The sequence below is a fragment of the Aeromonas sp. QDB20 genome (genome assembly GCF_027707805.1).
GTDB classification, from domain to species: domain Bacteria; phylum Pseudomonadota; class Gammaproteobacteria; order Enterobacterales; family Aeromonadaceae; genus Aeromonas; species Aeromonas dhakensis.
The window spans coordinates 181,212-196,679 of the sequence record NZ_JAPCJC010000004.1 but is presented as its reverse complement, the minus strand read 5'-3'; the positions used below and the strand labels follow the sequence as shown (position 1 = coordinate 196,679).

Sequence of the window (15,468 nt, the reverse complement as noted above, 5' to 3'; positions counted from 1 at the left end):
GCGCGGATCATTGTCCCCATAACGAAGAACCCGGCATGGCCGGGTTCTTCGTTTATCTGGTTGAGCCAGCGACTCAGCCCTGCAGCGCCTGCTGCAACTCCTCTTCGGTCCAGACGGTGATGCCGAGCTCCTGGGCCTTGGCCAGTTTGGAGCCCGCCGCCTCACCGGCCACCAGCACGTCAGTCTTGGCCGATACCGAGCCCGCCACCTTGGCGCCAAGCGCCTGCAGCGCCGCCTTGGCGTCGTTGCGCGACAAGGTGGTGAGGGTGCCGGTCAGCACGAAGGTCTTGCCGGCAAAGGGCTGATCGCTTGCCTCCTTCTTCTCGATGGAGGGCCAGTGGATACCGGCGGCCAGCAGGGCCTCCAGCACCTCGATGTTGTGGGGCTGGCGCAGGAAGTAGTAGACATGCTTGGCCACCACGTCCCCCACGTCGGCCACGTCCAGCAACTGCTCCACCGAGGCGGCACGCAAGGCATCCAGGGTGAGGAAGTGATTGGCGAGGTTCAGCGCGGTCGCCTCCCCCACTTCGCGGATCCCCAGCGCAAACAGGAAGCGCGGCAGCGTGGTGCTGCGCGCCGCATTGATGGCCGCCACCAGATTGAGGGCGGACTTTTGCCCCATCCGCTCGAGCCCGGCCAGCTGGATGGCATTGAGGCCAAACAGATCGGCCGGGGTCTTCACCAGCCCCTTGTCCACCAACTGCTCGACTATCTTGTCGCCGAGGCCGTCCACGTCCATGGCGCGGCGTGCGGCGAAGTGCTTGATCGCCTCCTTGCGCTGCGCCTCGCAGAACAGGCCTCCGGAGCAGCGGGTCACCGCCTCCCCTTCCAGCCGCTCTACCGCCGAGCCGCACACCGGGCACTCGGTCGGGAACAGAATTTCACGGGCATCGCTTGGACGCTGGGCCTCCACCACGGCCACGATCTGCGGGATCACGTCCCCGGCCCGGCGCACGATCACGGTGTCGCCGATCATGACGCCGAGGCGCTCAATCTCGTCGGCATTGTGCAGGGTGGCGTTGGAGACGGTGACGCCGCCGACGAACACAGGTTTGAGCTTGGCCACCGGGGTCACGGCGCCGGTGCGACCGACCTGGAACTCGACGTTTTCGAGCAGGGTCATCTCCTCCTGGGCCGGGAACTTGTGGGCGGTGGCCCAGCGCGGCGCACGGGCCACGAAGCCGAGCTCCTCTTGCAGGGGAATGGCATCCACCTTGTAGACCACGCCGTCGATCTCGTAGGGGAGTGCACCGCGACGGGTCAGGATGTCGTCATGGAACGCCTGACAACCGGCAGCCCCCTCCTTGAGTTTCACCTCCGGGCTGAGCGGCAGCCCCCAGGCATTGAGCCGGGTGAGGCGGCCGTAGTGGGAATCTCCCAGCAGCTCGCCACCGACCCCCACCCCATAGGCGTAGAAGCTGAGCGGACGGCTGGCGGTGATGCGCGAGTCGAGCTGGCGCAGGCTGCCGGCGGCGGCGTTGCGCGGATTGACAAACACCTTCTCGCCGGCGGCCAGCGCCCTGGCGTTCATCGCCTCGAACCCCGCCTTGGGCATGAACACCTCGCCGCGCACTTCCAGCCGAGCCGGCCACCCCTCGCCACGCAGGGTCAGGGGAATGGCCTTGATGGTGCGCACGTTCTCGGTGATCTCCTCACCCGTGGTGCCATCGCCCCGGGTGGCGGCCTGCACCAGCTGGCCGTCTACATAGAGCAGGCTCACCGCCAGGCCATCCAGCTTGGGCTCGCAGCAGAAGGTGAAATTGACCTCCCGCTTGAGGCGATCGCTCATGCGCTGTTCAAACGCCTGCAGCTCTTCGCTGCTGAACACATTGTCCAGGCTCAGCATGGGGATCTCGTGGCGCACCTGCTTGAAGGCGGTGAGCGGCTGACCGCCCACCCGCACGCTCGGCGAGGCAGGGGTTTTCAGCTCGGGATGGTCGGCCTCCAGCGCGATCAGCTCGCGCATCAGGCGGTCATATTCGGCGTCCGGCACTGTGGGGTTGTCCAGCACATAGTACTGATGCCCATATTCGGTAAGCAGCTCACACAGTTGACGGTGGCGGGAGAGGATATCGCTCATGAAAAAGTCTCGAAGTGTGATGGAAAAACCGGCCAGCGGAGCAATAAAAATGCGGCACCTGGGTACCGCACTTTTGATTCATTCGACCCGCCTGGCGTATTAGTCGCGACTGGCCTCGTAGGCGGCCAGCTCGTGCCGGTAACGGGCGATGGTCTCGTCGCTCAGCGGGCTGCGATCCACGTCAGTCAGCATGGCATCGAGATCGCTGGCCAGCTGGTCGGCAGACTGCAGCATGTGCTCGAAGGCAAAGGCGGCGTTGCTGCGCAGCGGCAGCTGCATGAAGAGCGACACGCCCGGAGTGGTGAACTGCTCCATCCGGTACGGGTTGAAGGTACCCGGCTTGACCATGTTGATCATGGAGAAGAGCACTTCGCCCTTGCCGTTGAGATCCTCGTGGCGATGGAAGATGTCCATCTCGCCAAACTTGAAGCCCAGCGCCAGCAGGGAAGAGATCAGGGTCGCCCCCTGCAGATCGTGACCGGGGCGCGCCATCAGGTTGATGACATAAACATCCTGCCAGATCTTCTCGACCGGCTGACGTTCGATCTGCGGCTCCGGCACCGGCTCTTCATAGGCGGGCTCCTCGTAGGCAGGCTCGGGGGCTGCGTAACGGGGCTGCGCCTTGTATTCGGGCGCGGCGGCCTGGGCCTGTTCACGGGCACCAAAGGTGGGTGCGGTGGCGTAGGCTGGCTCCACCAGCGGTTCTTCGTCCAGCGGCTGCAGCAGCGGCTCACGCTGGGGACGGGAACGATGCACCGGGGTACGACGGATCACCTGGGCAGGCTTGCGCACCGGCGCGGCAGGCACCTCCTCGACAGACTCGGCGACCGGCTCCTCATACTCCTCCTCTTCATAAACGGGAGGCGGGGGCACGGGGCGAGCGGCAGGCTTGCGTACCACGGGCGGCGGCAGATCGGCGTCATCCTCTTCATCATCGAAGGCGGGCGCGGGGGCGCGACGGCTCACTTCCGGCTGGCGAGGTTCATCATGGTGGAGTTTGGGCTCGGCACGACGGCCACCGCTGACCACTCGCACCTGACCGATGCCATCGCTGTCGAAGGCGTCGTTGTCACGATCCCGTGATTTGGATTCCATCCGGCCCAGAGGTTTCTCTTTGATCGGTGCCTGACGATTCTTTCTGTTGCTCCACAACCCGTGAATGAGCAATGCCGCGATGGCAATACCGCCCAGGGCAACCAAGATGTAACGCAATTCCTGCATTAGCTGCTTCTCTTTCTAGTTTTGCTCAGCCAAAGCGACGGCTTCACCGATATCGACCGACACTATGCGCGAAACCCCGGGCTCTTGCATCGTGACGCCAACCAGCTGCTCAGCCATCTCCATGGAGACCTTATTATGACTGATGTAAACGAACTGTACTGTGCTCGACATCTCTTTGACAAGAGAACAGAAGCGACCGACGTTCACTTCATCGAGCGGTGCATCCACCTCATCCAGCAGACAGAAAGGTGCCGGATTGAGTCTGAAGATGGCAAAAACCAGCGCAAGAGCGGTTAACGCCTTCTCCCCCCCGGAAAGCAGGGCAATGGTAGCATTCTTCTTACCCGGAGGTCTCGCCATGATGCTCACTCCAGCCTCCAAAAGATCATCGGAGGTGAGCTCAAGCCAGGCACTGCCCCCACCGAACACTTTTGGAAACAGGGATTTTAAATCTTCGTTGACCTTATCGAAAGTGTCACGGAAGCGTATTTGTGTCTCTTTATCAATTCTTTTAATGGCTTGGCTCAAGGTTTCCAGCGCCTGCTCCAGATCCTGGCACTGGTTTTCCAGGTAGCTTGCGCGGGTTTTCGCCTCTTCATACTCCTCCAGCGCCGCCAGGTTGATGGCGCCAAGCGCCTCCACCTGCGCCTCCAGGGTCTGGATCTCCTGGCGCAGCTTGCCGCGATCAGCGGCTATCAGCACCGCCTGATCGAGATCCACCAGCCGTACCCCCAGCTCTTCGAACTGCTCGTGCAGCCCCTGCCGGCGGGTGAGGTTGCGTTCGCGCTCGAGCCGCAGGGTCGCCAGCTTCTCCTGTATCTGCACCAGTTGCTTGTGATCGGCGCTTCTGGCCTGCTCCAGCTCGGTCAGCTGGCGATCCAATTCTGCAAGCCGCTGATGACAGGCAAGTTGCTGCGCCTCGAGGCTGCGCTGCTCGGCCAGCAGGGGCGACAGATCCTGACTCGAAGTGGCCCCCGGCTCCTTGAGCTCGGCCAGCTCCAGCCCAAGGCGGGCCAGCTCCTGCTCGCGCAGGGTGATGAGCTGGCGCTGGTTCTGCTGCTCCAGTTGCAGCCGCTGGCAGGCGGCTTGCTGCTGCTCACGACGCAGGCGGGCCTCTTCCACAGCGCGATCCGCCGTGCTCGCCTGCTCCTGGGCGAGCAGCAGCGCCTTGGCAAGCAGCTCCCCCTGCTCCTGCAGCTCGCCAAGGGCCGCTTCATCCTGCTCAAGCCGCTCCCCGGCCGACACCAGCCGCTGCGCCTCCTCAGCCTGCTCCTTATCCAGCCGGATCAGCTCCTCTCCCAGCTGGCCGAGGCGCTGCAACCGCGCCTGGCGCTGCCCTTCGCGCAGGCTCCAGTCCTCGCGCAGTTGCTGCCACTGCTGCTCCTGCTCGCGCAGGGTGCGCTGGGCCAGTTCATGGGCGCCGTGCAACTGGGCCCGCGTCGCGTCGGCGGCGGCAAGCTGTTCATCGAGCCGGCGCAGCGCCTCCCGGCCCGCGACCAGCTCGCTGTGCAACCGCTCACGTTCGCCAAGCAGCGCCAGGGTGCCGAGGGCCATGCCCTCCCCCAGATCCGCCCAGTTGGGGCCGAACCAGTCGCCGGCTGGAGTGAGCAGCGACTCACCGGCAGAGAGGCTGTGCAGGCGGGCCAGCGCCTCCTCCCGGCTCTCTGCCAGCCAGATGGCGTTGAGGAAGGCGGGAATGTGCTCACCGCCCAGTTGCGCCGCCAGGGTACCGGCCAGCGCCGGCCGGGCCGGACCAATCCAGAGCCCGGATTGCGCCAGATTGCACTCGTCCGCCGGGGTGGCGGTGAGCCAGCGCCCCAGCACTTTGTCCAGCCCCCGGGCCCACTCGGGGGGGACCTGCAGCCGATCCGCCAGGGTGACGCCCGCCATCTGCTCCCCCAGGATCTGATCCAGGGTGGCGAGGCGAGCCTCCAGTTCGCGCAGCAAGCCCTGCTGGCGCCCCTGCGCTGCCTTGAGCTCTTCATGGCGGGCCAGGCCGGCCTGCCACGCCGCTTCGGCTTCTTCATGACGAGCGCGGGAGAGCGAGAGCGTCGCCGCCAACGCATCGAGCGCCGGTTGCAGGTTCTCCTCCTCCCCGCCGAGGGGCCCGGCCTGTTCATCTTCCAGCTTGAGACGGGCCAGCCGGGTCTTGGCCTGCAGTTCCTGCAGACCGTTCACCTCGGCGCGGGTCTGGTTGAGCCGCCCCTGCAACTGGCCAAGCTGCTGCTGCCACTGCTGCTGGCGCTGGCGCGCCTGCTCGAGCCGCTCGCCCGCCGCCGTGCGCACGCTCTGCTGGTCGGTAAGCAACTGCTCACACTGCTCGAGGCGCGCCGACGCTACCTCCCCCTGCAGAGTGCTTTCGCCCAGTTGTTCCAGCTGGCCGGCCAGCTGGGTCTTGAGCCCCTCGATGCGCTCGCCGAGGGCCTGCCGCCTCGCCTGCCAGTCGCGGCCGAGTTCGGTTTGGTGCAGTTGCTGCTGCTCGAGGCGGGCGATGGCCTGACCGCCGAGAAAAATCTGTTGCTGACGGCTGGCCTGTTCGGCCTGCGCCTCCTGGCGGGCGACCGACAGGGTGACGTGACGCCCCTCGTCGGCGGTGCGCTTGGCATCGAGGGCCGCCAGCGCCTGCTCGGTCTGGGCAAGTTCGGTCTTGGCCTCGCCCAGACGCGTCTCCAACGCCCACAATTCCGAGCCGATCAGCTCGGCGCGGGCGGCACGCGAACGACTCTTGAGCTGCTTGTAGCGCTCGGCGGTCTCGGCCTGGGCCTTAAGGTGGTCGAGGCGCGACCCCAGTTCGCCGCGGATGTCGCCGAGGCGCTCCAGGTTCTCCTGGGTATGGCGGATGCGCTGTTCGGTCTCCCGGCGCCGCTCCTTGTAGCGGGAGACCCCTGCGGCCTCTTCCATGAACAGCTTGAGATCGGCGGGACGGGACTCCACCAGCCGGCTGACGGTACCCTGCTCTATGATGGCGTAGCTGCGCGGCCCAAGGCCGGTGCCGAGGAAGAGGTCAGTCACGTCCTTGCGGCGGCACTTCTGGCCGTTGATCTGGTAGTGGTTGGAGCCATCGCGCAGCACTTCGCGGCGCACCGAGATCTCGGTAAAGCGGCCGAACTCACCGGGCACCCGGTTGTGGGGGTTGTCGAACACCAGCTCCACCGAGGCGCGGCCGTGGGCGCTGCGGTTGATGGAGCCGTTGAAGATGACGTCGGTCATGTTCTCGCCACGCAGATGGCGGGCGGAGCTCTCCCCCAGCACCCAGCGCACGGCGTCGATGACGTTGGATTTGCCGCAGCCATTGGGCCCCACCACGGCAGTCATGTCGGCGTTGAGTTCGATGCGGGTCGGCTCGACAAACGACTTGAAGCCGGCGAGTTTGATCAATTTCAGACGCATGGCGGCCTATGTCGGTAACGAAATAAAGAGGAGGCGGGCAGGCGACTTTACCAAATCAAAAGCTTGTTTGTAATATGCTGGCAGTTTCCCATGAACAGATGGAGCTCCGATGAGCCACTCCCCCCGTATGGTAAAAGACTCGATCAGCGGTGCAGACTACTTTCTGCGCGGCTTCTCCCTCATTCGCCAGCCCGGCATCCGCACCTTCGTGCTGATCCCCCTGCTGGTCAACTTCGTGCTGTTTGCCGGAGCCTTCTACGCCCTGCTGCTGCAGCTGGATGGCCTGTTCGGCTGGCTGCACCAGCAGATCCCGAGCTGGCTCGACTGGCTGGACTACCTGCTCTGGCCCATCGCCCTCATCACCATCCTGGTGGTCTTCTCCTTCCTGTTCAGCTCGGTGGCCAACTGGATAGCCGCCCCCTTCAACGGCCTGCTGGCGGAGAAGGTGGAGCAGGCGCTCACTGGCGAGGCCGCCAACGACACCGGCATGCTGGACATCGTCAAGGATGTGCCACGCACCTTCGGCCGCGAGTGGATCAAGCTCAAATACTACCTGCCCAAGGCCATCGGCTGCCTGATCCTGTTCCTCATTCCGGTGGTGGGCCAGACCCTGGCGCCTGTGCTCTGGTTCCTGTTCAGCGCCTGGATGATGGCAATCCAGTATGTCGACTATCCGTTCGACAATCACAAGATCGACTTCATCACCATGCGCGACGCCCTCAAGCAGCGCCGCGGCAAGTGCCTGAGCTTCGGCGCCCTGGTCACCCTCTTCTCCGCCATCCCGGTGGTGAACCTGTTCGTGATGCCGGTCGCCATCTGCGGCGCCACCGCCATGTGGGTCGATCACTACCGCAGCGAACAGCTCAAGCGCTGACCCGGACAAGCATGATGAAAAATGGGGGCGAAAGCCCCCTTTTCATTACTTAATCTAATGCATATATGAGTTTGCTTGTCCCGCCAGCGCTAGATTGTTAGGATGCGAGCCTTTCTCGCACCCTGGGATATCTCATGTTACATGCACTCTTCTTGCTGGGCCTGGTGGCCGAAGGGATGACAGGCGCGCTGGCCGCGGGCCGGCGACGGATGGACTTGTTCGGCGTGGTGATCATCGCCTCGGCGACGGCCATCGGTGGCGGCACCATCCGCGACGTACTGTTGGGCCATTACCCCCTGCTCTGGGTCGAACACCCGGAGTATGTGCTGCTGGTCGCCGGCGCGGCCATGGCCGGCGTCATCTCGGCACCGCTGATGCGCTATCTCGGCAAGCTGTTCATGGCACTCGATGCCCTGGGGCTGGTGGTCTTCTCCATCTTCGGTGCGGCCAGGGCGCTGGAGATGGGTCACGGCGCCGGCATCGCCTGCATCATGGCGGTGGTGACGGGGGCCTTCGGCGGCGTGCTCAGGGATCTGCTCTGCCAGCGCATTCCGCTGGTGTTTCGCCGCGAGCTCTATGCCGCCATCTCGCTGGTGACCGCCGCCCTCTACTGCCTGGCGCTGGATCAGGGCCTGCCCAACGACTGGGCCGCCTTCGGTGCCATCGGCATCGGCTTCGTGCTGCGCCTGCTGGCGGTGCGCTTCAAGTGGGGGCTGCCCACCTTTCACTATCAGTACGCCGCACACTGAGCGCGCCAGCTTCTGGCGAGCCGGTACGGATAACAGCCAACAAAAAAGCGCCGGTCAGGCGCTTTTTTGTTGAGCAAGGGGGCAGCAACTGCCTCAGTTGATCCCTTCCGAGCTGAAGAAGGTCGCCTTGTCGGCGATGAAACGGATCTTGATGTTCTTGCCCTCGTCGCCCCAGATGCAGCTGGTGGTGCCCAGCGCATCGTCACAACGCTCGGCCTTGCCGAGGATGCTGCTCGCCTCGGCGTAGCTGATCCCCATCTTGAGCTTGTCGTAGTTTTCGCGGTTGAGCTTGCCACAACCGGTCAGCAGCAGGGCAATCAGCCCGCCAAGCAAAATATGTTTCATCTGGTTCTCCTCTGCATGGTGTCCAGAGCCTACCAGCTCGGCCACCCCGCTGACCAGTCACCCGCCGGGCAGGTACGGCCAGCAAACCGCCGTTACCAGCTGCGCACGGGCCCGGTGTCGAGGTGCACGAAGTTGTCGCTCGGGTAGTAACCGACGCCGCCCACCTTGAGATGGAGCGCCGCCTTGCGCAGGTGCGCCAGCTGTACCCCGGGGATCCGCACGTCCACCGCCTGCCCCAGGGTGTGGTAGCTGTGCTTGGCTACCCCGCGGCTGCGACTGCGCTTCTGGCGATTGGTCACGGGGGAGCGATAGCCCGAGATGAGCTGGATTTCGCCGTGGCGACCCAGCTTGTGCTGCAGCAGGTAGAGCTGGTCGAACAGCTTCCTGTCGATGTTGAACACTTCGTTGCGACGGTAGTCGCGAAAGATGTGGTTGAGCTCGGCCAGCCCGTCTTTCAGATAGCGGCCATCTTCCCAGTAACTGGTGCGCACCCGCTCACCGGTATTGAGATTGAAGAAGCTGAGTTCACGTCCCGCCGTACTGCGGCTCGCCATGGCGGGGAAGGACAACAGCGAGCCCCCCAGCAGGCAACCGGCACCCAGCAGCAGGCGACGTCGGCTTATCTCTTGATCAAGCATCCCTTGTCCGTCCATCGCAATGTTGAGGTGAAACCGTTGAATGAATTTGATACAGGCGCTTGAAACTACCCGCCGAGCCGGCCGCTGTCAAACCGCAAGGTGCCATGAAAAAGCCCGGCGCAGGCCGGGCTTTTCACTCTGTGGCGAGGATCACAGCAGGCGACTCTGGTAGCTGACTCGATCAAATCCATAGATGTCGTTGCGCAGTTGCTGACGTCCCTCCTCGTCGATCCAGCTGCTCCAGTAGACGGTGAACACCGGGATCGGAGTGGTCAGCGGCAGCCACTTGGTCTGGCTCTCTTTCAGGATGCTGGCCACCTTGTCGGGCTGGTAGCGGGAGTCCGCCAGCAGCAGCTCGGCCAGATCGTCGGCGTGCTCCACCCGGATGCAACCCGAACTGAATGCGCGCGCACCCTGCTCGAACAGCGCCTTGCGCGGAGTGGAGTGCAGGTAGATCGCCTCGTTGTTGGGCAGATAGAACTTGTAGCGACCCAGTGCATTGTGATCACCCGGCTTTTGCCGCAGACGATAGGGGAAACCGGACGCCAGTGCCTGCTGCCAGCCCTCTTCGGTGAACTGCACCGGATTGCCTTCGCCGTCGATCACCTCGAACTGCTCGCGATTGAGGTAGGCGGGGTCGCGCCCCAGCTTGGGCAGAATGTCCTTGCTCAGGATGGAGCGCGGCACGTGCCAGGCCGGGTTGAGCACGATGGAGCGGATCTCGCTGGCGAGGATCGGGGTAGCCCGCTGCTCCTTGCCCACGATCACCCGGCTGGTGAATACCTCGTTGCCGGACTCCACCACGCTCAGCCGATAGTCGGGGATGTTGACCAGCACGTAGCGGGCACCGGAGAGCTGATCCACCAGATCGCGTCGCCACAGGTTGCGCAGCAGCAGGCTGGCGCGCACCTCGGGCCCGGTGTTGAGCCAGCTGCGGGTCTGCCGGCCTATGATGCCGTCGGCGGTCAGGCCGTGGCGGCGCTGGAACTGCTTGACCGCCTGCAGGGTGTCGTCGTCGTAGGTGGCGTCGTCATGGCGCGGGGCCGTGTCGCCCAGCTCGTTGAGGATGGAGCGGATCTGGCCCAGCTCCGGGGAAACCTCGCCGGCTCGCAGGGTCGGCATGGTCAGGGTCGGCCACTTCTTGGCCATGGGCAGCGCCAGCAGCTTGCGCACTTCCTCGCGCACCGCCTCGTATTCCGCGACCTGGGGTCTGAGCTGCTTGACCTGTTCCAGCAGGTTGTCGCCGGCCGGCTCGTGAGCCAGCGGCTTGTTCAGATTGAGTTTGAGGGTCTGCATCTGCTCGCGGGAGACCAGATCCATGGCGCGCCATGCCTGCTGGAACCGGGCCAGCTTGCCAAACGCCTCGTCATAGAGGGCGCCGCGCTGATCTGACGGCTTGGCCTGCAGCTTCTTCCAGAGCGTATAGAAATCCGGGTGCAGCTGGGCCAGCACGGCCTCCTGCAGTTGCTGCTCCAGCTCTTGCCTGGCCTGCTCCGCCGTCCGGTTCTGATACCAGTCGTGCTGCTCCGCCGCATTGCTCACCACCACCTGGCCTTCGCTGGCCTGTGCCATGGCCGCTGGCCAGCAGCCCAGCCAGATCAGGTTTGCCAATGCCAGCCAATACTTCTTCCCCATGCTTACCTCAAGATAGGTTCACTTCAATCCGTCAGACCCGGCGGTCAAGGCGCTCATCATGCGTGAATGCCCGCGACTTTGCTAGCCGGCGGGCGCATAGCGCCGCCAGATAATGTCATACTCATTTGTTGCTTTAAACTTGGCCAGCTCGCGATTGAACTCCCGCACGAATTCGGGAGACAACCGTTTCTTGCTGAACATGAAAAAGGTCGGTGCTTCATATACGGCCATGGCATGGGGGACGATCAGATCGCTCAGCCCCTCCTTCTTCAAGCCCCAGGGGGTGGCCAGCACATCGCCGAGGAAACCGTCGATGCGTCCCAACACCAGCTTGCCGTAGTTTTGCTCGTCGTTGACCACGCTCACCTGGGCGGCATAACGGCGCAGCAGCTCGCTGATCTCGGCGCCGTAGTAGTAGTCCTTGGTGACCCCCAGGGTATGCCCGTCGGCCAGCCAACTCGCCAGATCGGTGTCGGAATAGGCGTCTGACTTGCGGATCCAGAGCACGCTGCGGCCCGGATTGTAGGCATCGGAAAACCAGGCATAACGGGCACGATCCTCGTTGAAGTAGGCCTCCATGGCAATGTCGACCGACCCCAGCGCCAGACCGTGCAACACCCGTTTCCAGGGCATCTCCACATAGCTGGCCTTGCAATCCAGTCGTTTGAGCATGGCGTTGAGCGCCTCGATGGCAAAGCCCTGCAGCTCTTTCTTGCCGGCCGCGGACTCGAGGTAATAGTGATAGGGCGGCCAGTTGTCATAACCGATCCGCAAGGGAGCAGGGCACAGCGCATTTGCCGATACCAGCGGTGTCAGCAACCAGAGCATCCAGCAGCAGAGTTTCAGCTTCATGGGTCATCCTTGACGGCGTATCAGCTCATCATAAATCGGCCTCGGCAAAATGGCGACAGATCCTGCCACAGGGATGCAGACCATGATCGGGGCACCGAAAAAGCGGCATCGCCCGAGCAGAAAAGGGGCCCGGCCAGCCCGCCACAACAGGGCCTGGGGGCTAGCTAAAAAGAGGGAGAAGCGACATTTGGAACACCAATCAGAAAGGGGTTAATATGTGACCAAATATATTTTTGTGATCCACTATGCTTTTTTTGCAATTGGATTAGCATATGCGCGAAATCAGCCTACAAACCGTGAGGCGCAGAGAGTGATATGACGTACAAAAAGTTTGGTTTTCTGACCGCCATCATGGCGCTGAGTGGTTTCTATCTCTACACCCTCTATCTGGCCGCCCACCCCAACGTGAGCCTGGCCTACAAGCTCTATTACCTGGAAGGCAAGACCCGCTTCTGGGAGCACAACTCCAGCATGACCTACCAGCCCGGCAACGAGCTCAATCTGACCAAGCCGAGCCGCTTCCTCTCCAGCGAAGGCTGGGCCAAGAAACCGAGCGCGGACGGCACCGAACTGAGCGGCCAGGGTGGCCTCTATTTCGTGCTGCCCAAGCAGCAGGCACAGCCGGAAGAGCTGACCATCCAAGCCCGGGTCAACAGCCCGCAGGCCGGCGCCCTGCTCAAGGTGGCACTGGGTCACGATTTCACTACCACCGTCAAGCTGGCCAAGGCCGGCATCAACGAGATCCGTCTCAGCCTGCCGGGCGAGTCGCTGACCTCGGATCCCAAGCGTCCCAACTTTCTGGCGCTCTCCGCCCCGACACCGCTCAATGTCCAGTCGGTGCGCTTGACCGTCGCCCAGTAAGACGTATTCTCCAATACGCTGTTTTATAAAATAATTTTCCAAATAAGGAAGTTTTCATGTCGCATGCCGATTTTCGACTCTCTCTGATCGTTCCCGTTTACAACGAGGAAGAGAGCATAGATGCCTTCATCAACGCGATAGATAACGAACTGGCGCCGCTCAAGGATCAGCTGGAAATTGTATTCGTCAACGACGGCAGCCGCGACCGCACCCGTGAGGTGGTCGAGCAGGCCATCGCCCGCGACCCGCGCGTCACCCTGGTCAACTTGGCCCGCAACTTCGGCAAGGAAGCGGCCATGACCGCCGGCCTGCATCACGCCAAGGGTGATGCCGTGGTGCCGATGGACGTGGACCTGCAGGATCCGCCCTCGCTCATTCTCGAATTCGTCAAGCTGTGGCAGACCGGCGACTACGACACCGTCTACGGCATCCGGGTGGATCGCAGCGCCGACACCCCGATGAAGCGCCTCACCGCCGGTGGCTTCTACCGCTTCTTCAACGCCCTCTCCACCAGCACCAAGCTGCCGGAGAACGCCGGCGACTTCCGTCTGATCGACCGCAAGGTGGTCGAGGCGATCAAGCAGCTGCCGGAGCGCAACCGCTTCATGAAGGGGCTGTTCGCCTGGGCCGGTTTCCGTGCCGTCGGTGTGCCCTACGAGCGCCCCGCCCGCCACGCCGGCGAGACCAAGTTCAACTACTGGAAGCTGTGGAACTTCGCCCTCGACGGTCTGATGAGCTTCTCCAGCTGGCCGTTGCGGGTATGGAGCTACGTCGGCGTCGGCGTATCCTTCGTCGCCTTCCTCTACATCCTCAAGATCGTCACTCAGGTGGTCTTCTTCGGCATCGACGTGCCGGGTTACGCCTCCCTGATGTCGGTGGTGCTGTTCCTCGGCGGCATCCAGCTGCTGTCGCTCGGCATCATCGGCGAGTACATCGGCCGCATGTTCGTGGAAGTGAAGCAGCGCCCCGTCTACCTCATCGAAGGGGTCTACGGCCAGTATGCCAAGCAGGATGAAGAGCCCAAGCAGGACGCCGCCAGCGGCAGCAAGAAGAGCGCCGGCAAGAAGGCTGCTGCCGCTAAGGCCGCTGATGACCAGCAGGAGCAGGCTTCTCAATGATCTCCCGCGAGGAATTCTGGCGGCTGGTACGTTTCGGGTTTGTCGGCGGGGGGGCCACCCTCGTCGATCTGGGCACCTCCATCGCCCTGTTTCACACCTGGCCCACCATCTCGGAGCACCTGGTGACGACGTTGGCCTTTGCCATCGCGTTCTGGTTCTCCTTCTTCGGTCACCGTTACATCACCTTCCAGAAGCAGGGTGCCGCCAGCAAGTTCCTGCTGGTCGCCCTCTTCTCGCTGGCGGTGCGTAACCTGATATTGAGCGGTCTGCTGTTTGCGGGTCTTTCCGGTCTGTTGCCGGTGGTGATCGCCACCCTGACGGTCACCGTGCTCACCTACCTCCTCTCCAGGATCTGGGTATTTGCCTGATGAATGACATGACTACCACCACTGCCCCCGACCAGGTGGCGCCCTATCGCCCGTCACTTCGCATCAGCGGTCGCGACTGGCTGATGATCATCGCCGCCTTCGTGCTGAGCCGGGTCGCCCTGTACGGCATGGGTTACTTCGGCGTCCAGCTCTACGGCGCCACCGACATAGGCCCGCTGCAGGCCTATTGCCAGTTTGACTGCGTCTGGTTCCAGCGCATCATCGAGAACGGCTACGACCTCTACCCGCGCTGGCTGAGCAAGGGCAACGCGGCCAACTGGGCCTTCATGCCGCTCTACCCGATGATCTCCGGCACCCTCTCCAACCTGCTCAACGTCGAGAGCCTGATCGGCCTGATGCTGGTGGCTAACCTGGCGTTCTTCGCCAGCCTGCCGCTGATGCTGCTGGTGCTGCGCCAACTCAAGCTGGGTGACGATACCGCCCGCTTCGGTGTCTGGCTGCTCGCCTTCTCCCCCTTCTCCGCCTACTTCGTCTCCGGCTATACCGAGTCAATGTTCATGGCGCTGATGCTGGGGATGTTCCTGTTCGCCTATCGCCAGCAGTGGCTGATGGTGGCCCTGCTCGGCGTCTTCATCTCCGCCACCCGCAACCTGGGGGTGATGATGGTGTTCCCGGTGCTGATCCTGGCGCTGCAGGCCTACGGCTGGCGCGAGTTCTTCCGCTTCACCGAGCGCGCCTTCAAGGTGGTGTTCACCCTCTGGATGATCCCGCTCGGCCTGTTCGCCTACATGTTCTATCTCTATCACCTCACCGGTGACGCGCTGGCCTTCAAGCACATCCAGGTGGCCTGGGGCCGTTACATGGACAGCCCGCTGGACTGGTGGCTGAGCGGCTTCGAGCTGGGCGGACGCAAATCCTACCTCTCCATCATGGTGATGTTCGGCTGGGCGCTGAACCTCTATCTGTTCAGCCAGAAGCGCTGGGCCGAGGCGACCCTGATGTTCATCTGCTGCACCATTCCGCTGATGACAGGGCTCAATGCCATGCCGCGCTACATGTTCGGCCTCTATCCGACCATGCTGGCGATCGTGCTGTTGACTCATCGCTGGCCGGCCATTCGCCCGGCCGTGCTCTGCCTGAGCGGCATGGTGGCCTCCTTCATCGCGGTGGCCTTCGTCAACTTCAAGTTCTTCACCGTGTGACGAAGGTGGCAATGCAACAAGCCGGTCTATCGACCGGCTTTTTTTATGGGCACGACACCCCGCTCACACTTTTCCACTCTTGAAAACGTAACCATTTGAACTGATGTCACAAATCGACGGTTTGCCTGTCCAAGCGCGCCCTCATGCCTCCTAGAATGAGCCCCATTGACGGCA

The 15,468-nt window shown here is 63.1% G+C and carries 13 protein-coding genes; 6 read left to right on the top strand and 7 right to left on the bottom strand.

The window, feature by feature from the left end:
- Positions 1-73: 73 nt before the first annotated feature.
- The 3 genes from ligA to PG897_RS06610 form a co-directional block, all read right to left on the bottom strand.
- Complete coding sequence (gene ligA / locus PG897_RS06620) at positions 74-2,080, bottom strand: NAD-dependent DNA ligase LigA (RefSeq protein WP_043170783.1); 2,007 nt, start codon at positions 2,078-2,080, stop codon at positions 74-76.
- A 99-nt stretch (positions 2,081-2,179) separates the two neighbouring features.
- Positions 2,180-3,301: a cell division protein ZipA gene (gene zipA / locus PG897_RS06615; RefSeq protein ID WP_043170784.1), complete on the bottom strand. Its 1,122-nt coding sequence runs from the start codon at positions 3,299-3,301 to the stop codon at positions 2,180-2,182.
- A 15-nt stretch (positions 3,302-3,316) separates the two neighbouring features.
- Positions 3,317-6,691 carry an AAA family ATPase gene (locus PG897_RS06610; RefSeq protein ID WP_201880403.1) on the bottom strand — a complete coding sequence of 1,125 codons (3,375 nt, stop codon included), beginning with the start codon at positions 6,689-6,691 and terminating at the stop codon, positions 3,317-3,319.
- 109 nt (positions 6,692-6,800) lie between these two features.
- Between PG897_RS06610 and cysZ the strand changes: the two genes are divergently transcribed.
- Both cysZ and PG897_RS06600 read left to right on the top strand, forming a co-directional pair.
- On the top strand, positions 6,801-7,565 hold the full coding sequence (cysZ, locus tag PG897_RS06605) for a sulfate transporter CysZ (RefSeq protein WP_043170786.1): 765 nt from the start codon (positions 6,801-6,803) through the stop codon (positions 7,563-7,565).
- Between the two features lie 134 nt (positions 7,566-7,699).
- The gene (locus PG897_RS06600; RefSeq protein ID WP_005303366.1) at positions 7,700-8,314 is read left to right on the top strand and encodes a trimeric intracellular cation channel family protein; all 615 of its coding nucleotides are present in this window, start codon (positions 7,700-7,702) and stop codon (positions 8,312-8,314) included.
- Between the two features lie 93 nt (positions 8,315-8,407).
- Here the strand turns inward: PG897_RS06600 and PG897_RS06595 are convergent, their stop codons facing one another.
- From PG897_RS06595 to PG897_RS06580, 4 genes are all read right to left on the bottom strand, one after another.
- Positions 8,408-8,659: a hypothetical protein gene (locus tag PG897_RS06595; RefSeq protein ID WP_005303367.1), complete on the bottom strand. Its 252-nt coding sequence runs from the start codon at positions 8,657-8,659 to the stop codon at positions 8,408-8,410.
- Between the two features lie 92 nt (positions 8,660-8,751).
- A complete protein-coding gene (locus PG897_RS06590; protein WP_005303369.1) occupies positions 8,752-9,297 on the bottom strand; it encodes a DUF882 domain-containing protein in 546 nt (181 codons plus the stop codon).
- Positions 9,298-9,447: 150 nt separating this feature from the next.
- On the bottom strand, positions 9,448-10,932 hold the full coding sequence (locus tag PG897_RS06585; RefSeq protein WP_042049738.1) for a L,D-transpeptidase family protein: 1,485 nt from the start codon (positions 10,930-10,932) through the stop codon (positions 9,448-9,450).
- Between the two features lie 81 nt (positions 10,933-11,013).
- The gene (locus PG897_RS06580) at positions 11,014-11,784 is read right to left on the bottom strand and encodes a substrate-binding periplasmic protein (RefSeq protein WP_043170788.1); all 771 of its coding nucleotides are present in this window, start codon (positions 11,782-11,784) and stop codon (positions 11,014-11,016) included.
- A 315-nt stretch (positions 11,785-12,099) separates the two neighbouring features.
- Between PG897_RS06580 and PG897_RS06575 the strand changes: the two genes are divergently transcribed.
- Genes PG897_RS06575 through PG897_RS06560 form a run of 4 tightly spaced genes read left to right on the top strand, consistent with a single transcriptional unit; the run spans position 12,100 to position 15,294 of the window.
- On the top strand, positions 12,100-12,645 hold the full coding sequence (locus tag PG897_RS06575) for a hypothetical protein (protein WP_005303374.1): 546 nt from the start codon (positions 12,100-12,102) through the stop codon (positions 12,643-12,645).
- Positions 12,646-12,701: 56 nt separating this feature from the next.
- Positions 12,702-13,763 (top strand): glycosyltransferase family 2 protein, encoded by a 1,062-nt coding sequence (locus PG897_RS06570; RefSeq protein ID WP_043170789.1) that lies wholly within the window; start codon positions 12,702-12,704, stop codon positions 13,761-13,763.
- Complete coding sequence (locus PG897_RS06565; protein WP_005303379.1) at positions 13,760-14,131, top strand: GtrA family protein; 372 nt, start codon at positions 13,760-13,762, stop codon at positions 14,129-14,131. The genes PG897_RS06570 and PG897_RS06565 overlap by 4 nt, the downstream gene beginning before the upstream one ends.
- Positions 14,131-15,294, top strand: a complete 1,164-nt coding sequence (locus PG897_RS06560) for a membrane protein (protein WP_043170790.1) — start codon at positions 14,131-14,133, stop codon at positions 15,292-15,294. Before PG897_RS06565 ends, PG897_RS06560 begins: the two co-directional genes overlap by 1 nt.
- Positions 15,295-15,468: the final 174 nt, after the last annotated feature.